The sequence below is a fragment of the Falsiroseomonas stagni DSM 19981 genome (genome assembly GCF_900114315.1).
Lineage (GTDB): Bacteria > Pseudomonadota > Alphaproteobacteria > Acetobacterales > Acetobacteraceae > Falsiroseomonas > Falsiroseomonas stagni.
Window position 1 is genome coordinate 34,834 of the sequence record NZ_FOSQ01000021.1, and the last position, 19,064, is coordinate 53,897.

Here is a 19,064-nt window from a genome sequence, read left to right on the forward strand (position 1 = left end):
GATGCTTTCGCGGAAACTGGGCTGGATGCTGCCCACTTGAGACATGGGAGCCAATCGATGGCCGGCGAGCCTTTTCGCGGCTGCTACACCGTTCTGATCACGCCCTTCACGGAAGATGGCAGCGCCGTCGATGTCAAGGCGCTGGAGCGGCTGGTGGAATTCCAGATCCGCGAAGGTATACGCGGCCTGATCCCGCTCGGCTCCACCGGCGAATTCCTGTCCGTCTCCCCCGACGAACGCACGCAGATCGTGGAGACGGTCGTGCGTACCGCCGCGGGCCGCGTGCCCGTGTTGATCGGCACAGGCGCCGAGGATACGCGGGAAGTGGTGCGCACCTCGAAGGAAGCGGAAGCGCTCGGTGCCGATGGCGTGATGATCATCCCGCCCTTCTATTCCGTGCCGACACTGCCGGAGTTGATGCACCACTACGACACGGTGGCGCAGGCGATCGGCATTCCCATCATGGTCTACAACAACCCGGCGACGGCGAATGTGGACATGACGGCAGCGATGCTGGCCGAGATATCCCGCATCCCGAACTGCAGATACGTCAAGGAAAGCACGCTGGAAGTCACGCGCGTGCGTGACATCGTGGATCTCTGCGGCCATCGCATGGAGGTCTTCGCCGGCGTGCTGGGCTATGAAAGCGCTTGGCTCGGCGCCATCGGCTGGGTCGCGGTGTGCAGCAACCTCGCGCCGAAGCTTTCCACGGAGATGTTCCACGCCGCGGCCTTCGACAAGGACATGGACAAGGCGCTGCCGCTATACCGCAAGCTGATGCCGCTGCTGCCCTTCGTCGGCGGCCCCCGCTACGTCAGTGGCACCAAGATGGGCTTCCGGCTGATGGGCATGAGCATGGGTGATCCGCGGCCGCCGCGGCTGCCGCTGCCGGGCGCCGATACCGCCGCGCTGTCCGCCGTTCTGCAGAAGCTCGGCCTGCTTTCCGAAGGGGCCCGACAGGCCGCCTGACGTCAACCGCTCAACAGGGAGTTCCCACCATGCGTCGCCTTCTGCTTGCCGCGGCCCTCGCCGCCTTCGCCACGCCCGCCTTCGCCCAGACGCCGGCCTGCACGCCGCGCGTCGCCGACAGCGAACTCATCAAGCCGCGCACGCTGGTGATGTCGATCAACCCGACTCTGCGCCCGCTGCAATACGTGGATGCGCAGGGCCAGCTCCAGGGCCTTCGCTTCGAACTCGGCGTGGAGATCGCGCGCCGGCTCTGCCTGACGCCGGAATGGGTGCGGATCGAGTTCAGCGCGATGATCCCGGGCCTGGCCGCCCGGCGCTGGGACATGATCAACACCGGCACCTTCTACACGGAGGAGCGGGCGCGCATCATGCAGATGCTGCGCTACGAGAACCAGGCCATCGCCATCTCCGCCGCGCGTGGCAACCCGCTCAACATCCGCAGTGTGGATGACCTGGCCGGCCGCACGATCGGCGTGGAGCTTGGCGGCTTCGAGGAAGCGCGCACGCGCCAGATCAGCACGGAGCTCCAGGCCAAGGGCCTGCGGCCGCTGAACATCCGTACCTTCGACAATTTCGCCATCGCCTTCCAGGCGCTGCGCGCGGGCCAGGTTGAAGCGGTGACGAATGTCGATGCCGTGGCAGCGGAATACGATCAGCGCGGCGAATTTTCCCGCGTGCTGTTCGGCCTTTACCCCAGCCCTGCCAGCCTGAACTTCCGCAGCCGCACGCTGGCGAATGCCGTCGCCACGGTGATGACGGAAATGCGCGCGGATGGCTGGTATGATCGGCTGTTCGACCGCTACGGGGCCAGCAAGTGGACCGGCACCTTCGAGATCGTGGGGCCGCAATAAGGCCCAGCCGGCCCCGCCTCGGCGGGGCTGGCACCCATGAGGACACCCGGCCCCGCGCAGGCGGGGCCGGCATCATCGAACAAGCAGGAGCCTACCCATCCATATCTGGTCCTGGTCGGGGTTCCTCGACTACCTCTTCAATGCCTATCTCCTGGAAGGCGCTCTCACCACGCTGTGGTTGACGGCCGCCTCCCTCCTCTGCGGCCTCGTGCTAGGCGTGCTGATCGCGCTGATGCGGCTGTCGGGCAACAAGCCGCTGGCGGCAGTAGCTGGCTTCTACTGCTGGATCTTCCGCGGCACGCCGCTGCTGGTTCAGCTGCTGATCATCTATACCGGCCTGCCGCTCTTCGGCATCCGCTTCAGCGTCACCACCGCCGCCCTGCTCGGCCTCGCGCTGAACGAAGCCGCCTATCTCAGCGAGATCGTGCGGTCCGGCATCTCGGCCGTCGGCAGCGGCCAGCGGGAAGCGGGCCTGGCGCTCGGCCTATCCCGCACGCAGGTTTTCCGCACCATCACCTGGCCGCAGGCCTTCCGCATCATCATCCCGCCGTTGGGCAACAGCGTGAACGGGCTGCTGAAGACCACCTCCGTCGCCAGCGTGATCTCCATGGAGGAATTGCTGCGCCGGACGCAGATCCTGATCCAGGAGAAGTTCCTGGTGCTGGAACTCTTCATCGCCGCGGCCTGCTGGTATCTGGTGATGACCACCGCCTGGGAACTGGTGCAGCGGCAGCTCGAGAAACGCTATGGCCGCGCCTATGCCGGCCATGCAGCAGACCGACGATAGAGGAGCCAACGATATGAGCACCTACGACATCGCCATCCGCGGCGGGCAGGTCGCCACCAGCTTCGGCGTGACGCGCTGCGACATCGGCATCAAGGATGGTCGCATTGCCGCGATCGCGGAAAGCATCACGGATGCCGCCCAGGTCATCGATGCGGGCGGGCTGCTGGTGCTGCCCGGCGGCGTGGACAGCCACTGCCACATCGAGGAGACGTCGCGCGGCGGCTACACGATGAGCGACGGCGAGCCGCAGATCACGGTCAACGAGGAAAGCTTCGTCACCGCCTCCACCAGCGCCTTCGCCGGTGGCACCACCAGCGTGGTCTGCTTCATCCCGCAGTGGAAGGGCTTCGGTGTCTGGGAACGCTATGTCGATGCCCGCAAGCGCGGCGAGACGGGCATGCTGGACTTCGCCTTCCACCAGATCATCAGCGACCCGACCGACGTCGTGATGAAGCAGGAAGTGCCGAAGCTGGTCGCGGAAGGCGTGCGCAGCCTCAAGGTCTTCCTGACCTATGAACCGCTGCATCTCGGCGATGCCGAATACATCAAGGTGCTGCTGGCGGCGCGGGAGCATGGCTGCCTCGTCACCGTGCATTGCGAGAATTTCGACGCCATCGGCTGGCGCACGCGCGCGCTGCTGGATGCCGGGATGACCGCCCCGAAATACCACGCCTGGTCTCGCCCCCGCGTCGTCGAGCGCGAAGCGACCCACCGCGCCATCGCGCTGGCGGAGTTGGTCGATCAGCCGATCCAGGTTTTCCACGTCTCCTGCGAAGATGCGGCGGAGGAGATTGCCCGCGCCCAGGCACGCGGCGTGAAGGTGTGGGGTGAGACCTGCCCGCAATACGTCACGCTGACGGCGGCCGATATGGACCGCGCGGGCTTCGAGGGCGCGAAGTTCATGTGCAGCCCGGCGCCACGCGATACGGCGGAGCATGCGCGGATATGGGAGATGATCCGGCGCGGGACACTCGATATCGTCTCCTCCGACCATTGCGGCTTCAGCTATGAAGGCGACAAGGGGAAGGGCTCGGCGGGGCGCGATGCGAGCTTCGAGAAGATCCCGAACGGCATCCCGGGCCTCGCCGCCCGCCTGCCCATCATCTTCAGCGAGGGCGTCTCCAAGGGCCGCATCTCCATCGAGAAATTCGTGGAGTTGACCAGCACCAATCCGGCGCGGCTGATGGGGCTCTATCCGAAGAAGGGAGCCATCCAGCCCGGCGCCGATGCCGACCTCGTGCTATGGGACCCCGCGAAGAAGGTGACCATCACCAACGCGCTGATGCAGCACGCCATCGACTACACGCCCTATGAAGGGCTGGAGGTCACGGGCTGGCCCATCAGCACGATCCGCCGGGGCGAAGTCGTGATGCGCGATGGCAAGGTGCAGGCGGAACCCGGCACGGGCCGGTTCCTGCCGCGCGGGCCCTACGACATGGTGAAGCCGCGCGGCATCACGCCGGACGGTTTCGGGGCATAGGGCGGGTCAGCCGGTCGCCAGGCTGCGCAGCAGCCTGGCGAGGTCGGGTTCCAACACCAGCGCGGCCGCGGCTTCCGGCCGGAACAGGCGCCGTTCGCGCTGGTGGCGTTCCGGCCATTCGGACAGAAGGCGGTTCACGCGGTAGCGGAAGACCAGCACCTCGCAGGGCAGCAGCACGCCATTCGCCTTGCGCTTGTCATAGGCATAGATACCCAGCGGATCGGCCTCGGCCTCCCCCTCCAGTCCCGCTTCCTCGAAGGCCTCCCGCGCCGCGCTGACATGGGGCGCCTCGCCCGGCTCCACCCAGCCCTTTGGCACCACCCAGCGCCGAGTCTCCCGGCTTGTCACCAGCACCACCCGCAGGTCGCCGGCGGCGCCCAGCAGAGGCACCGCGGCGCATTGGCGGCGCAGTTCGCCGGCGGGCGTTCCGCCGCCCAGCATCATTCCATCAGGCATTGCCAGCCCCGTTCCCCAACCAGGCCGGATCCCGGGCCGCATGGCCCGGGAGACCCCGTTGATTTCACATGGAGAATCGTGGGGCCAATGTGAAGAGGAGATTAAGGGCAGACCGCGATTTCAGCATACAACACGCAAATTCATGGAGCTGTCACGAAGACAGGCCGAGGACCTCCAGGGCATGGATCCGCAGCTTCACCTTCTGCACCTTGCCGCTGGCCGTCATGCCGATGGCCTCGAAATCCTTCACGACACGCAGGTGTCGAGGCAGCCTGAAGTTGGCGATCTGCGGCTTGAGCCAGGCCAGCAGATCGGCAGCCTCGATGCTGGCGCCAACGCGCAACTGCACGAAGGCGGCGCAGACCTCCCCGAGGCGCGCATCGGGCACGCCAACCACCTGCGCGAGCGCGACCGCGGGGTGGGAGGACAGCACCTCCTCCACCTCGGCCGGCGCGACATTCTCCCCGCCCACACGGATCACATCCTTGATGCGCCCCACCATGCGCAGGCGCCCGCCGGCGTCCAACGTGCCGAGGTCCCCGGTGCGCAGGAATCCGTCCGGCGTGAAGGCTTTTGCCGAGTTCTCGGGGTCGTTCAGGTAGCCCTTCATCACCGACCAGCCCCGCACCTGGATCTCGCCGGCCGCCCCGGACGGCAACGGCACGAAGGTCTCCGGGTGGGCAATGCGGACCTCCAGCCCTTCATGCGGCAAGGCGCCGCCGGCGATGCGGGCGGCGACGGGTTCGCGGTGGTCGGAGAGGGCGACGTTGGGCGAGGCCTCGCTGAGGCCATAGGCCCAGCAGAGGTCGCGCACGCCCATCTCCTCCACGATCCGGCGCATCGTCTCCGGCCCCGCCGCCGCCCAACCGCCACGGAGGTGGATGCGCGTGCGATCGAAGGATGGGTGGGAGAGCATGAGTTGGAAGATCGCGTCATTGCCGGAGGTGACGGTGCAGCGCTCGCGCTCCAGGAGAGCCAGCGCCTCCCCGGCCTCGAAGGTCGGCGGCGTGACAAGCGTGGCACCGGTGACGAGGCAGACGAGGAGCGAGAGCGTCGATCCCGCGACGTGGAAGAAGGGGCGGCAGTTGAGGTAGCGATCGTCACCGCGGACGCCGAGCTTTGCTGCGCAGACGGTGGCGTTGCGGAGCATGTTGTGGTGCGTCAGCAGCACCCCCTTGGGGTGGGCGGTGGTGCCGGAGGTGTACTGCACCAGCAGCGGATCATCGGCGCCGACCTGCGCGATGGCGGCGTCGAGTGCGGCTTCGGGGGCCTGCGTGGCGCAGAAATGGTCCCAGGAGGGCTCCCCGCTGATGACAATGTGTTGCAGGTCCGGCAGTTCAGGCGCCACCTGCCGCACCGCCGCGGCGAAGTCGATACCGAGGAAACTGCCTGACAGCAGCACGGCCTTGCACTTGGCACGGGACAAGGCGAAGGCGATCTCGGGCGCCTTGAAACGGGTGTTGATGGGCACGGTGACGGCGCCGATCAGGGCGCAGGCGTAGAAGCTGCTGACCCAGCGCGCGTCGTTGCCCATGAGCAGGCCGACGAAGTCGCCCTTGCCGATGCCGCGCGCCAGCAGGCTGCGCGCGATGGCGTGGGCTTCGTCGCGCAGCGCGGCGTTGGTCAGGCGGGCGTCACGGGCGACCACCGCTTCGTCACCGCCGCGTTCCTGCGCGTTGGAGTCGAGGAAGTCGGCAAGGCGCCGGGTCCAGCTCATGATCCGAAGCCCGACATGGTCTTGCGCCATTCGGCGGCCGCCAGGCTTTCCTCGATGGCCAACAGTTCCGTCGCCAGGGCGCCGCGCGGATCGCGTTCCAGGCCTTCGTCGATGCTGCGCTTGGCGAGCGCGAGGCCCGTCACCGGCGCCTTGAGGATTGTCGTCGTGATCTCCGCCAGCGCGGCCTCCAGCGCTTCGGGGGCCAGCAGCCGCGTCACGAAACCAGCGGCCAGCGCTTCCTCCGCCGTCAGGGTACGGCCGGTGAACATCATGTCCTTCGCCAGACGCTTGCCGAGGATGCGGGGCAGGCGCTGTGTCGCGCCCACCGTGCCCCACAGCGCCTCCGGCGTCCTGAAGCTGGCCTTGGGGGTCGCGATGATGAAGTCGCAGGCGCCGGCGATCTCGACGCCCGATCCGATGGCGGGGGCCTCAACCACCGCGACGCTCGGCATGGGCAGACGCTCGATCAGGTCATACGCCAGAAAACCCTTCACGCGGCGGGCGCGGACGGCATCATCCGTCATTCCCTGGCGTTCCTTGAGGTCCGCGCCGGCGCAGAAGACGGGGCCGTTGGCGCGGATGACGACCATCTTCGCGGCCTGCGCGGTGGCGCGGCGGCAGGCGGCGGCGAGGGCTTCCGCGAGTGCCGTGTTCAATGCGTTGCGCGCTGCGGGGCGGTTCAGCGTCAGCGTCACCAGCCCGTCATTCGCGTCGTAGATCAGGACGTCGTCGGTCATATCGCGGATTCCTCGCGCAGCGCGGCGATGCGCGCGGTGTCGTAGCCGAGTTCGGAGAGGATGCCATCCGTATCCGCGCCAAGCGGTGGCGCAGGTCGCGGCACGGGGTCGTCGAAGCCGTCGAAGCGGAAGGGCAGGCGCAGCGCGGGGTACCGCGCTTCGCCATGCGGCACCTCCGTGATGCAGCCGCGCGCCTGGACATGCGGGTCGGCCACGACCTCATCCAGCGCCAGCACGGGGCCGTTGGGGACATCGACGACATCCAGCGCGGCCACTGCCTCCGCCCGCGTCAGCGCCGCCATGGCCGCCGTCATCGCCGCCATCACGCGGTCCCGCTGCGCCAGGCGGCCGGCATTGGTCGAAAGCGCGGCATCCTCCAGCAGATCATGCAGGCCGAGCGCGGTGCAAAGCGGGGCCCAGTGCTGGTCGCTTGCGGTGATGTGCAGGAAGCGGCCGTCGCGGCACTGGAAGCTGGCGGTCGGCACGCGGCCGGGATGTTCCGTACCGAGCCGTGGCGGCACTTCCCCCAGCGCGAACAGGCGCGCGGCCGCTATGGTCAGCAGCGCAACCTGGCCGTCCAGCATGCTGAAATCGACATGTGCCCCCTGCCCTGTCGCGTCCCTCCCGCGCAGCGCCGCCAGCAGCCCGATGGCGACCCACAGGCCGGAGGTGAGATCCGCCACCGGCAGTCCCGGCTTCACCGGCCCGCCGCCACGCTCCCCCGTCAACCCCATCAACCCGCCCATGGCCTGGAAGACGGTGTCGTAGCCCTTGCGCTTCGCATAAGGGCCGGTCTGGCCGAAGCCGGTACAGGACAGATAGACAAGCCGCGGATTGACCGCCTTCAGCGACGCGTAGTCGAGCCCCCGCCGCTTCAGCGCGCCGGTCGGGAAATTCTCCACCACCACATCAGCACGCGCGGCCAGGTCCCGGATCACCTGGCGCCCGCCTTCCTTGCGCATGTCGACGGTAATGCTGCGCTTGGCGCGATTGCAGGCGAGGTAGTAGCCGCTGACGCCGAAATCGAAGAAAGGCTCGAAGCTCCGCGTTTCGTCGCCCGTGCCCGGCTGCTCCACCTTGATGACATCAGCGCCCATCTCCGCCAGCAGCATGGTGGCGAAAGGGCAGGCGAGCACGCGGGACAGGTCGAGGATCCGCACCCCCTCCAATGGCTTCATGCGGGCTCTCCCGCTAGGCGGAGGCGCATCGCCTCGGCCTCCCGCACCAGGCGCGCCACGAGTTCCTCCGCGCCGGGGATATCGTCGATCAGGCCAGCGGATTGCCCGGCCTCCGTCTTGCCATGCGTCACGTCACCATCCAGCGCCGCATCCTTCAGGCTGCGCGACTTGAACAGGGCGTCGAGCGCTTCCTTCGTGGCGCCCTCACGCTCCGCGGCTTCCATCTGCGCGGAGAAGGCGTTCTTCAGTTGCCGGATCGGCAGCCCCTGTCGCCCGACCAGCGTCGTATCCGCGATGCCGGCCTTCAGCACGGTATCCTTGTAGGCATCATGCACCGTCGCCTCCCGCGTCATCAGGAAGCGCGTACCGAGCTGCGCACCTTCCGCCCCCAGCGCAAAGGCGGCGCAGATGCCCGCGCCATCGGCGATGCCGCCGGCGGCGATGACGGGAATGGTCACTGCCTTCACGACGGCGCGCACCAGCACCAGGGTCGAAACCTCATTCGGCGGCGGATGCCCACCGGCCTCCCCTCCCACGACGATCAGCGCATCCACGCCCGCGGCCTCCGCCTTCACCGCATGTTCGGGCGCCGCCACCACATGCAGCCACTTCGCACCAAGGCGCTGGAAGCGCTCGACATGCCCGCGCGGCCCGCCCTGGCTGCCGATCATCACCGGCACCCGTTCCGCCGCCGCGATGTCCAGGAACTCCGCCGACCGCTTGTTGTAGAGGGGCACGTTGACCGCGAAGGGCGCATCGGTACCGGCGCGGACGGCACGGATGGCCGTCAACAGATCGTCGGGCCGCATCGGCCCCGCCGCGATCACCCCGAGCCCGCCCGCCCGGCTCACCGCCAGCGCCAGGGCGGGGCTCGACGAGGCCCAGCTCATGCCGCCCTGGATGATCGGGTGGCGAATGCCGAGGAGCCGCGGCAGGCGCGATCGGAATCCCATGCTGTCCATCTGGCGGTCCCCCGGTAGGCTCTTGTCGGTGTCGACGATATTGGTTGATATTGTCAACCACCAGGGAGGAACGCCAATGATGCGCATGACCCGCCGTGCCTTGATGGGGGCCGCCTTTGCCCTGCCCCTGCCCGCCCTGGCACAGACCCCATGGCCCAGCCGCACCATCCGATTCATCGTCCCCTTCGCCCCCGGCGGCCCGGTGGAGGTGCCGGCACGCTTCCTCGCGGACCATCTCGGCCGCGCCCTCGGCCAGACTGTCCTGGTGGAAACGCGCCCCGGCGCAGGTGGGTCCATCGGCGCGCGGGAAGTCGTGGCGACCAATGACCCCCACACGCTGCTGGTCTCGACCTCCGGCGTCGCCATCGCGCCGGCGCTGATGCGCAACCCCGGCTATGACCCGATCCATGACCTGGTGCCCATCACCGTCATCAGCGATGCACCCATGGTGATCATGACCCGGCCGGACCACCCGATCCGGGACCTCGCGGACCTGGTCGCGCGGGCCAAGGCGAGGCCGGACGCGATCACCTATGGCACGTCGGGCGTCGGATCGACCACGCATATGGGCGGCGCGCTCTTCGCCACGCGGGCGGGGATCGAGTTGCTGCACGTGCCCTATCGCGGCGCCGCCCAGGCGACGACCGCGCTGCTGTCCGGCGACACGGATCTGGTCGTAGCCGGCACCATCGATGCGCTGCCCCATCTGCGCGACGGCAGGCTGCGCGGCATCGCGATCACCAGTCGTGAGCGAAGCCCCGTGCTGCCGAACGTACCCAGCATGGCGGAGATCGTCCCGGGCTTCGACCTGAACATCTGGTACGCCATGTTCGGCCCGCGCGGCACGCCGCCCGCCGTGGTGCAGCGCCTGGCGGCGGAGATGGCGCCACTCGCACGCGGCAACGTCCTGGCGACGCGCATGGAGGAAAGCGGCGCCAAGCTGCTGCTGGACGGCCCCGCGCGGCTGGCGGAGCGCATGCGGGCGGAGGTCCCGCAGTGGCGCGACGTCGCGGCGCGCGCCCGCATCACCGCGGAATAGCGCCGCTACCGCGCCATCCGCAGCAGCGCCGCCGCGATCTCCGCCGGGCGTTCCAGCGGCGTCAGGTGCCGCGCGCCCTCCAGCGGTTGAAGGATCGCGCCCGGAATGCGCCGGGCGATCTCCTCCGCCATCGCGGGCGGCGTCGCGCCATCCTCCGTGCCGACCATCACCAGCGTCGGCATGCGGATGGCAGTGATGGCCTCCCGCAGGTCCGTCGTGCCCAGCATCCGGCAGGCGGCGCCGTAGGAGGCGACGTCATTCGCCAGGAATACCGCATCGGCGGCGGCCTCGACTTCCGGGTGCGATTCGCGGAAGCCAAGGCTCAGCCAACGAGCGTGCTGGAAGGGCAGCAGCGCCGCCATGCCGCCCTCCTCTGCCTTCGCGGCGCGATCCTCCCAGGCCTTGGGCGCGTCCGGCCCGTACCAGGCCGTGGTGTCGATCGCGACCAAGCCGTCGCAGCGCGCGGGATGCGCCGTGGCGAAGGCCAGCGCGATGGTGCCCCCCATGGAACAGCCGCAGACCAGCGCCCGGTCCCAGCCCGCATGGTTCAGCACCACCGCCAGGTCATCCGCCATGCGGCCGACCGGGAACGGCCCGGCATCGCGGCCGGAGGTCCCATGGCCGCGGCAATCCATCGCCAGCAGGTCAGCCTGCCCGTCGATGGCCGTGGCAACGCCGTTCCAGAAATGCCGGTCCAGCGCCAGCGAATGCAGCAGCGCGATGCGCGGCGCCCCCGGCCGGCGCGCCGGCGCAATGCCATAGGCCAGCACCACGCCATCATCGGCCGTTGCGTGGCGCGTCGCGCCGAAGGGCATCACTGGTGTTCCCAATCGTCGAGGGAATCAGTGTTGGGCGGCGATGTGCCGAGGATATCCCCCTTGGTCGTCACGCCCAGCCCGTTCAGCAGACGGTTGGAATAGTTGAAATAGGCGCAGACCTGGTTGGCCTCCAGGATCTCCCCGTCATTCGCCCCGGCCTCCCGCAGTGCCGCGACATCGGCTTCCACCATGCCCTGCGGATCAAGCGTCAGCTTGCGGACATAGCGCAGCAGCGCGAGTTCCTTGCCCTGGAAGACGCGTTCCGGCTGCGCGGCGGCGAAGGCCTTGTAGATCGCACCCGCCCGGGCTTCATCGGCCAGCAGGCGCGACAGGCCGGCGAAGTGGTGCGCCACGGAATAGTCGCAGCGGTTCGACAGGCTCGTGTAGACGGCCAGGCATTCCAGGAACCAGACGGGCGTGGAATTGCCGGTGTGGTGGAGGACGGATTTGTAGAGCGCGCTGTGCCCCTCCATCGTGTGCGGCCGCAGGCTGTGCGCGCGCATCACATTGTCGATCTTCCCGCCCGGCCCCTTCACGCGGTCATAGAGCGTACGGAGATAGCCCTCGCTTTCCCCATAGGGCACCAGGCGGATCCAGGCGGGGTTCGCTTCGTCGGTCATGCATTCCTCGTGGAGAAACGCCGTTCCAGCCGCGCGGCAGCGGCGGAGAGCACGGCGCAGATGATGAAGTAGAAAAGCGCCACCATCAGCCAGGTCTCGAAGACCCGGCCCGTGGTGGCAGCGACTTCGTTGCCCAGGAAGGACAGGTCCTGGATGGAAACCAGGGAGATGATGGAACTGTCCTTCACCAGGCTGATCCCCTGCCCCGCCAGCGGCGGCACCACGCGCGCCACGGCCTGCGGCAGGATCACCAGGCGGAACAGCCTGATGCGCGACAGGCCAAGCGCCTGCCCCGCCTCCCACTGGCCGCGCGGCAGGGACTGGATGCCGCCGCGCACGATCTCCGCGACATAGGCGCCCTCGAACAGGCCGAGGCAGAGGATGGCGGCGATCACGCCCGCGGCCTGCTGCGGCGGGCCGAAGAACCAGCCGATCACACGCAAGGTGTCGTCATCCTGCCGCCGGATCCAGTCCTCGATGCCCAGCGCCGGCACGATCTGCGCGGTGACGAAGAAGTAGAAGACGAAGATGAAGACCAGCGGCGGGATGTTGCGGATCGTCTCCACATAGGCGCCGGCGACCAGGCGCGGGAGCAGCGCCGTCGCACAGCGCGCGATGCCCATCAGCGTGCCGACCACCGCCGCGACGATCGCCGCCCAGAAGGATACGCGCAGCGTCGTCATCACGCCCTGCAGCAGCAGATTCGCGACCCAGGCGCCCGACGCATCCTGCCGTGCGACGAAGCCCAGCACGGGCCAGAAATTCCATCGATAATCCAGCGCCGCGCCGGCGCGCCAGGCCAGGAAGCCCAGCGCGCCGACCACGACGGCCAGCAGAGCCGCGTCCAGCAGGCCGAAGCGCGGGTTGCCCCGCGCATAAGGTCCACCGGGTCGCTGCATCAGCCCGGGACCTGGTCACGCCATTCGCGGTTCTGGAACCAGTAGGCCTGGCGCTCCTCCAGGAACCCATCCAACTGCCGCGACGCGATCCAGTTGTTGAGGAAGTTCAGCGCATCCGGATCGCCCTTGCGCAGCGCCATGCTGTCGATCTGGCGCGCCAGCGGCTGGGCGAAGGGGCTGAACAGCGCGGCCTCATTCTCCAGCACCGCGAAGCGCGGGCGGGGCATGGACCCGACCATGCCATGCGCCCGGCCATTCACCACTTCCAGCACCGACTGCGCATCGTCGTCGAACTGCCGGAAGGTCGCGCGCGGGAACAGCCGCTGGGCTGCCGCCAGGGCGGAAGTGCCGCGGCGGCCGCTGATGGTGACGTTGGGCCGGTTCCAGGCCTCCATCGTCGTCATGCCCTCCGCCAGCCGCCGGCTGGCCGCGAGATCGACGCCGGAGGCCGAGTAGGAATTGGTGAAGTTGGCGGAGAGGTTGCGCGCCGCCGTCACCGTCATGCCGCCGATGATCATGTCGAAGCGTCCCGCCAGCAGCGCGGGCACGATGCCGTCCCAGGCGGTGGGCACGAATTCCACGCGCACGCCCATATCCTGCGCCAGCCTGGTCGCGACATCGATCTCGTAGCCGATCAGCTCGCCCGCGCGATTGCGGAAGGCCCAGGGCACGAAGGTGGACATGCCGACGCGCAGCGAATTGCGGCGCTTGATCTCCTCGATGACGGAGCTCGCGGCCAGCGCAGCCCGCGCATCGGCGGTCTGCGCCTGGGCGGTGCCGGTGATGGACACGGCGGCGCCGGCGGCGGCGGCGGGTGCCAGGAAGCGTCTCGTGATCCAGCCCATGGTTCTCTCTCCTCGTTGTGGTTCGTTCAGGCGACGGTGCCGCGCAGCCGGCGTTCCAGCCCCTGCACGGCAAGCGACAGCGTGACCGTCACGCATAGATAGAGCGCCGCGACGGTCAGCCAGATCTCGAAGGTCATGAAGGTGTCGCTGATGACGTTCCGGCCTTCATTCGTCAGGTCGAAGATGGCGATGACGCTGACGATGGCGGAATGCTTGATCAGCGACACGCCGAGCCCCGCCAGCGGCGGCAGGATGACGCGCAGCGCCTGCGGCAGCACGATCAACCGATAGGCCTGCGCGCGCGTGAGGCCAAGGGTCCAGGCGGCCTCCCATTGGCCCAGGCGCACCGCCTGGATGCCACCCCGGAAGATCTCGGCGGCGAAGGCGCCCTCGAAGATCGCCAGCGCCAGCACCCCGGCCCAGAAGCGATCCAGGCCCAGGATCGGCGCCAGGATGAAATAGACGATGTAGAGTTGGACCAGCAGCGGCGTGTTGCGGATGGCCTCCACATAGGCCAGCACGATCCACCGCCCGGCGACCGATCCCGACAGCCGCAGGATCGCGGCGCCGAGGCCGATGACGATGGTCAGCACCAGGGCAATGGCGCTGATCTCCAGCGTCACCACCAGGCCCTTCAGCAAGGGGCCGGGGAAGAACTCGCCCTCGAAGACCTGGAACAGATGGCGCGGCACGCGATGCCATTGCCAGTTGTAGCCCATCCCCGCCGCGCCAGAGGCTACCAGCCAGACGAGCCCCGCCGCGAAGACGGCGAATTGCGCGATGTCGAGCAGCGCGCGGCGCCGCTGCCGCCATCGTGCCGCGGCGGGCGGGGGCCTCACGCCGGGGCGATCAGGCGGGGCGGCCGGGCGAGCACGCGCCTCACCATCGGGGCGAAGACCGCCAGCGGCGCTTCCGGCAGGCCGGCGGCGATGGTGGTGATGTCGTACCGCTCCACGAATTCCGCGGTCGCAGCGAAATGGGGATGGCCCCGCCAGCGTTCGCGGCCATCGGGGTCCACCGCCTCATCCGGATGATCGTGGCAGTGGTGGGACTGGAAGATCTGGTGGCGTTCCAGGATCCAGCGGCTGGCATCGCTGACATAGGGGGACAGCATCGCGGCGGCGAAGGCGCCGTGGCTGCCGGGGCAGACGGTGAAGCCGACGTCGTGGAACAGCGTGACGACGACATACTCCTCGTCCCGCCCGTCCTGCATCGCCGCCGTCGCCGCCTGGATGCTGTGGCGGTAGTTGTTCACCTGATAGCCGAAGGCGGGATCGCCGGCCGTCGCTTCCAGCAGGCGCAGCGCATGCGCCGCCTGGTGTTCTGCATCGAAGATCCGGCGCTGCCGGCCGAGCAACTGCCAGTCCTCCCGGCGGAAGGCGTCCAGGCGCGGGGCCTCGACATAGCGGAAATCCGGCTTGAGAAGCGGGGTGCGCCCTTCCTCCACGGCACGCCTCAGGCCGCCGGCGCCCGGTAGCGGAACGCCTTGTCGAAGCGCCCCACCACCCATTCCCCGCAGGCCACCGGCGGATGCTTCGCCTGGCCCGGATCATCCAGCAGGTCGCGCGGATCGACCACGGTGTGGAAGCCCGGGTCGTAGAAGACCGCGATGCTCTGCCGCGCATGGCCGGAGGTGTTCACCACGCGATGCGGGTTCGAATGGAAGCGGTCATTGGTCCAGCGATGCATGAGGTCCCCGATGTTCACCACGAAGGTGCCCTCGATCGGGTGGGCCATCACCCAGTCGCCGCTGGCGCTGCGCACCTGCAGCCCGCCCGTCATGTCCTGGTACAGGAAGGTCAACCCGCCGTAATCGGTATGCGGCGCCACGCCGAACTGGTCCTGCCCCAGGTCTGGCGGCTGCGGCGGGTACCAGATCAGCGATCCGCGCGCCAAGGGCCGCGCGAAGCGCTGCGCGAAGAAGCCGGCATCGCGGCCAAGGCTGAGAGCCAGGCCGCGCAGCACGGATTGCCCCAGGCCCAGCACGGCCTCGTAATACGGATAGACCGTCTCCCGCAGCGCGGGCAGTGCCTCCGGCCACTGGTTCGGCCCCATCAGCGGCGTGCCGGCGGCGACATCGGGGTCTTCTTCCGGCAGTTCGAGGCCGAAGACGAAGCTCTCCTTCAGATCGACCTTGGCACCCGTATACATCTTGGCGCCGCCGTGGCCGATCCAGCCGCGATGGCGCTTGTTGACCTTGACCGAGGCCTTGGCGTCCTCCGGCAGCGCGAAGAAGTCGCGCGCGCGGGCGAAGACGCCGTCGATCAGTGCCTGGGGGATGCCGTGGTTGGCGACGTAGAAGAAGCCGATCCGCTCGCTCGCCTCCCGCATGGCGCGGCCCGCGGCCTCGCTGCCGGCGGCATCGCCCGCGACCAGCGCGGCGATGTCGATGACGGGGATCTCGCTGACGGCGATCTGCTTCGCGGTCGCATAGGCCATGGGGTGCTTCTCCTGTCGCCGCATCATCATGCGGATGCGGTTGCAGCGGAAGCCTCGCCCTCCCGCCCGCTCGCCCAGAAAGCGAGGTGCTCGGCCGTCACCTGCCCCTCCACCCCCGCGGCCAGTCCCAGGGCCATCAACGGCGCCAGCTTGAAGCCATGGCCGGAACAGGCGCTGGCCAGCGTCACGCCCGCCGCCACCGGCTGCAGCACGAAGCGATCCTCCGGCGCCATGGTGTAGAGGCAGTGCCGCGCGCCCATCACGCGATGGGCGCCGAACCCCGCAATGGCCCGCGCTCCGGCATGGAGCAGCGCCGCCACCCGGCCGGCACGGGGCGGGTCGCGCGGCGCATCCGGCGACACGGTGGCCGATGTGTCGTAATCCCCGATCTTGAGGCGCGTTCCCGCCCGCGGCGGCAGCACATAGACGCCCCCCGTCGGGTGCCCCGGCAACCGGCAGAGCAGCATCGGCGCATCCTCCCACAGCCCTGGCGGTGGTTCGAGGTAGGCGACCGTCTGCAAGGATGCCCGCAGCCCGAACCGCCGTGCCGCCTCCGGCATCAGGCGCAGCACCCCCGCCCCCGCCGCGACCAGCGTGGCATCGGCGGGGATACGCGTGCCATCCGCCAGCACCGGCCCGCCTTCCGGGCAGGCCGCCACGACGCTGCACGGCCGCAGCACCACGCCGAGGCTCGGCAGCAGCGCGACCAGGTCGGCCAGGATCGGGGCCGCCAGCAGCATGCCCGAACCCGCGACCTCCATGGCGCGGATCACGCCATCGGGGTTCAGCACCGGGATCGTCGCGGGGTCCACCGCCGTGAAGCCCAGCCCATGCCGCGCCTGACTCCGCGCCACCGCCCCCTGCCAGGGCGTCTCCTCCCGCAGCGCATAGATCGCGCGCGCCGGCACCAGGCGGTCGGCCCCAGTCTCCGCGAACAGGGCGCGCCAGGCGGTGAAGGCTGCCGGCATCATCGCCGCGTAGCCCTCCATCGTCCCATAGGCGTGGCGGATGATGCGCCCCTCGTCGAAGGAGGATCCCTCCGGATTCGGGATCGGCCCGGCATCCAGCACCGTCACCGCATGGCCGCGACGCGCCAGCGCCCAGGCGGTTGTCAGGCCGAGCACCCCGGCGCCGACCACCGCGATGCGCCGCGGCCGGTCCGTGCGACCATCAAGCAGGGCGGCGATTCGCGCCGTCAGGGAAGTCATCGATGCGCCTCGCCGAATTGAGCCTCTCGGCCCTCGAAGCCCGATTCGCCGAGGGCCGGCGCAGCATCATCCTGCCACTCGGCAGCCTGGAACAGCATGGCGCACCCGGCCTGATCGGCACGGACACGATCTGCGCCGAGGCGGTGGCGGACCGTGCGGCCGCACGCGCGGGCGGCGTCAGCGCCCCCGTCCTCGCCTATGGCCAGGCGCAGTTCCACCTGGGCCGCCCCGGCACCGCGAGCCTGCGGCCCTCCACCCTCGTCGCCGTACTGGCGGATATCCTCACCAGCCTCGCGCTTGGCGGCTTCAGTCGCGTGTTGCTGCTGACCGGCCATGGCGGGAACATCGCCCCGGCGCAGACGGCGGTGCAGGAAGTGATGGCGGAGATCTCGCAAGGCCGCCTCGCGCCGCCGCATCCCCTGACCGTGAAGCTTCGCGCCTGGTGGGACGGGCCGCGCGTCGCCGCGTTGCGCCGCGACCTCTACGGAGAGCGGGAGGGTTTCCACGCGACCCCGTCCGAGATCGCGCTGACGATGGCGCTGCACCCCCAGCTTGCCGCCCCGCCCGGCGCCTGGCCCGCCTGGCACCCCCTGGCCGCCGACCCGCTCCATGACCCTGGCGGGGACCGCCACCTGGACGCCGCCCGTCATCGGGCGATGTTCCCGGACGGCCTCATCGGCAGCGATCCGTCGCTGGCCCGCCCGGAACACGGCCACGCGCTGCTGGAAGCCGCGACGGCCGATGTGGCGGACCTCTTCGCGGCCTTTGAGGCCGCGCCGGATCACCCGGCGCGGTAGGCCGTCGCCTCCACCTCCACGGTGATGCCGGGGGCGAAGAAGCTGCTCATGTAGACCCAGCCGAGGGCGGGCCGGATATCGGCAAAGACCTCGCCATGCGCGCGGCCTGAATCCTTCCAGTGCTGGGGATCAACGACGTAGATGCGGGTCTTCACCACATCCGCCATCGTCATCCCCACCGCCTCCAGGCTCTCCCGGATGATGTCGAGGCACACCAGCGTCTGCCGGTAGACATCACCGGGGTGCAGTACCGTGCCATCCGGCGCGCAGGGACTGCACAGCGCTGTCTCGGCATAGGGCCCCACGCGCACCGCCCGGCTGTAGCCGCAGGCGACCTCCCATGACCGGTCGGTGCTGTGGCTTTGCCGAGGGCTCACCCCTGCACGATCCCCCACTTCGCGTTGGTCTCCGCGAAGAAGCCATTCGCCGTGCTGATGGTGATCCAGGCGTTCAGGAAGTTGGTGAAGACCTGATCGTTCAGCGGGCTCAGGAAGGCCATGGGGATCGGGTTGCGCGGGCTGTCCTGGAAGATGGCGACGAGGTCGGGGTATTCCTTGGTCAGGAACGCGGCCTCGATCATCGAGGACATGGTCGCATCCACCCGGCCGCCCAGCAGTTCCTGCCAGTCCCGCGCCGGGCTCTCCACGCGCCGCAGCGTCGCGTTGGGCAGCCCCTGCTGCACGAACTGCTCCATGGTGGTGCCGAGGTTGGTGCCGATCGTCACGCCGCGCTGGTTCATCGCATCCCAGTTGGCGAAGCGGTTGGCGTTGCGGCGATGCACCAGCGGCACGAAGGCGTTGCGCCCCCAGGGGATGGTGAAGCTGGCCGCCATGGCACGGGCGACGGACATGGAGGTGCCGGTGCAGACCACGTCATACTGGTCCGCCACCAGCCCGTTGATGAGGGTGCGCCAGTCGGTGGCAATGAATTCCGCCCGCACGCCCATGTCCCGCGCCAGGCGCTGCCCGCAATCGATCTGGTGGCCGCGGTATTCGCGGCTGGCCGGGTCGCGGAAGCTCATCGGGTTGAAGTCGCCCGTGGTGCCGAAGCGGATGCGGCCGGAGGACTGGATGGCCTGGAGGCGGGACGACCCCGCCGCCTGGGCGAGGGCCTGGCCGGGGATGGCCACGGCGGCGGCGGCCGCGGCGGCGGGAAGGAAGCGGCGTTGCATGGGGATCTCCTCAGGCGGGCGGTCGGGACTTGCTTTGACAGGTAAGGGTGCGACAACGGTTGAACAGGTGCAACGGGTGCGCCGGGATTCG

21 protein-coding genes are annotated in these 19,064 nt (G+C 69.2%); 6 read left to right on the forward strand and 15 right to left on the reverse strand.

The annotated features are described in order from the left end of the window. The first annotated feature begins 57 nt into the window (after positions 1-57). From BM041_RS28035 to hydA, 4 genes are all read left to right on the forward strand, one after another. Complete coding sequence (locus BM041_RS28035) at positions 58-969, forward strand: dihydrodipicolinate synthase family protein (RefSeq protein ID WP_092963228.1); 912 nt, start codon at positions 58-60, stop codon at positions 967-969. Positions 970-998: 29 nt separating this feature from the next. After that, positions 999-1,820 (forward strand): ABC transporter substrate-binding protein, encoded by an 822-nt coding sequence (locus BM041_RS28040; RefSeq protein ID WP_092963229.1) that lies wholly within the window; start codon positions 999-1,001, stop codon positions 1,818-1,820. Between the two features lie 151 nt (positions 1,821-1,971). After that, on the forward strand, positions 1,972-2,607 hold the full coding sequence (locus tag BM041_RS28045; RefSeq protein ID WP_281244721.1) for an amino acid ABC transporter permease: 636 nt from the start codon (positions 1,972-1,974) through the stop codon (positions 2,605-2,607). A gap of 13 nt (positions 2,608-2,620) precedes the next feature. Then, entirely contained in the window at positions 2,621-4,087 is a 1,467-nt protein-coding gene (hydA, locus tag BM041_RS28050; protein WP_092963231.1) for a dihydropyrimidinase, read from the forward strand. A gap of 6 nt (positions 4,088-4,093) precedes the next feature. On the opposite strand, the gene BM041_RS28055 is transcribed toward hydA, so the two are convergent. From BM041_RS28055 to BM041_RS28075, 5 genes are all read right to left on the reverse strand, one after another. Beyond that, a complete protein-coding gene (locus BM041_RS28055; protein ID WP_245762299.1) occupies positions 4,094-4,543 on the reverse strand; it encodes an NUDIX hydrolase in 450 nt (149 codons plus the stop codon). A gap of 151 nt (positions 4,544-4,694) precedes the next feature. Further along, a complete protein-coding gene (locus tag BM041_RS28060) occupies positions 4,695-6,260 on the reverse strand; it encodes an AMP-binding protein (protein WP_092963259.1) in 1,566 nt (521 codons plus the stop codon). Beyond that, complete coding sequence (locus tag BM041_RS28065; protein WP_092963232.1) at positions 6,257-6,997, reverse strand: enoyl-CoA hydratase/isomerase family protein; 741 nt, start codon at positions 6,995-6,997, stop codon at positions 6,257-6,259. Before BM041_RS28065 ends, BM041_RS28060 begins: the two co-directional genes overlap by 4 nt. Next, complete coding sequence (locus tag BM041_RS28070) at positions 6,994-8,175, reverse strand: CaiB/BaiF CoA transferase family protein (RefSeq protein WP_092963233.1); 1,182 nt, start codon at positions 8,173-8,175, stop codon at positions 6,994-6,996. Before BM041_RS28070 ends, BM041_RS28065 begins: the two co-directional genes overlap by 4 nt. Further along, complete coding sequence (locus BM041_RS28075) at positions 8,172-9,128, reverse strand: NAD(P)H-dependent flavin oxidoreductase (protein ID WP_092963260.1); 957 nt, start codon at positions 9,126-9,128, stop codon at positions 8,172-8,174. The genes BM041_RS28070 and BM041_RS28075 overlap by 4 nt, the downstream gene beginning before the upstream one ends. 85 nt (positions 9,129-9,213) lie before the next feature. Here BM041_RS28075 and BM041_RS28080 point away from each other — a divergent pair, with 85 nt between their 5' ends. Then, entirely contained in the window at positions 9,214-10,176 is a 963-nt protein-coding gene (locus BM041_RS28080; RefSeq protein WP_217648873.1) for a Bug family tripartite tricarboxylate transporter substrate binding protein, read from the forward strand. A gap of 5 nt (positions 10,177-10,181) precedes the next feature. Here BM041_RS28080 and BM041_RS28085 read toward each other — a convergent pair whose 3' ends face one another. The 8 genes from BM041_RS28085 to BM041_RS28120 are packed head-to-tail and all read right to left on the reverse strand — an operon-like array spanning position 10,182 to position 17,005. Further along, positions 10,182-10,991: an alpha/beta fold hydrolase gene (locus BM041_RS28085; protein ID WP_092963234.1), complete on the reverse strand. Its 810-nt coding sequence runs from the start codon at positions 10,989-10,991 to the stop codon at positions 10,182-10,184. Continuing rightward, positions 10,991-11,614 carry a carboxymuconolactone decarboxylase family protein gene (locus tag BM041_RS28090; protein ID WP_092963235.1) on the reverse strand — a complete coding sequence of 208 codons (624 nt, stop codon included), beginning with the start codon at positions 11,612-11,614 and terminating at the stop codon, positions 10,991-10,993. Before BM041_RS28090 ends, BM041_RS28085 begins: the two co-directional genes overlap by 1 nt. Then, positions 11,611-12,513: an amino acid ABC transporter permease gene (locus BM041_RS28095; protein WP_092963236.1), complete on the reverse strand. Its 903-nt coding sequence runs from the start codon at positions 12,511-12,513 to the stop codon at positions 11,611-11,613. The genes BM041_RS28090 and BM041_RS28095 overlap by 4 nt, the downstream gene beginning before the upstream one ends. Further along, positions 12,513-13,358: a transporter substrate-binding domain-containing protein gene (locus tag BM041_RS28100; protein WP_092963237.1), complete on the reverse strand. Its 846-nt coding sequence runs from the start codon at positions 13,356-13,358 to the stop codon at positions 12,513-12,515. Before BM041_RS28100 ends, BM041_RS28095 begins: the two co-directional genes overlap by 1 nt. Positions 13,359-13,384: 26 nt before the next feature. After that, on the reverse strand, positions 13,385-14,197 hold the full coding sequence (locus BM041_RS28105) for an amino acid ABC transporter permease (RefSeq protein WP_217648874.1): 813 nt from the start codon (positions 14,195-14,197) through the stop codon (positions 13,385-13,387). Further along, positions 14,194-14,805, reverse strand: a complete 612-nt coding sequence (locus BM041_RS28110; protein WP_092963238.1) for a hypothetical protein — start codon at positions 14,803-14,805, stop codon at positions 14,194-14,196. The genes BM041_RS28105 and BM041_RS28110 overlap by 4 nt, the downstream gene beginning before the upstream one ends. An 8-nt stretch (positions 14,806-14,813) precedes the next feature. Next, the gene (locus BM041_RS28115; protein ID WP_217648875.1) at positions 14,814-15,827 is read right to left on the reverse strand and encodes an isopenicillin N synthase family dioxygenase; all 1,014 of its coding nucleotides are present in this window, start codon (positions 15,825-15,827) and stop codon (positions 14,814-14,816) included. Further along, complete coding sequence (locus BM041_RS28120; RefSeq protein ID WP_092963239.1) at positions 15,824-17,005, reverse strand: NAD(P)/FAD-dependent oxidoreductase; 1,182 nt, start codon at positions 17,003-17,005, stop codon at positions 15,824-15,826. The genes BM041_RS28115 and BM041_RS28120 overlap by 4 nt, the downstream gene beginning before the upstream one ends. Positions 17,006-17,007: 2 nt before the next feature. On the opposite strand from BM041_RS28120, the gene BM041_RS28125 reads away from it, so the two are divergent. Continuing rightward, on the forward strand, positions 17,008-17,802 hold the full coding sequence (locus BM041_RS28125; protein ID WP_092963240.1) for a creatininase family protein: 795 nt from the start codon (positions 17,008-17,010) through the stop codon (positions 17,800-17,802). Here BM041_RS28125 and BM041_RS28130 read toward each other — a convergent pair. Beyond that, a complete protein-coding gene (locus BM041_RS28130; RefSeq protein WP_092963241.1) occupies positions 17,787-18,179 on the reverse strand; it encodes a Rid family hydrolase in 393 nt (130 codons plus the stop codon). The two genes, BM041_RS28125 and BM041_RS28130, sit on opposite strands and share 16 nt — an antisense overlap. After that, positions 18,176-18,973: a transporter substrate-binding domain-containing protein gene (locus BM041_RS28135; RefSeq protein WP_092963242.1), complete on the reverse strand. Its 798-nt coding sequence runs from the start codon at positions 18,971-18,973 to the stop codon at positions 18,176-18,178. The genes BM041_RS28130 and BM041_RS28135 overlap by 4 nt, the downstream gene beginning before the upstream one ends. Positions 18,974-19,064: the final 91 nt, after the last annotated feature.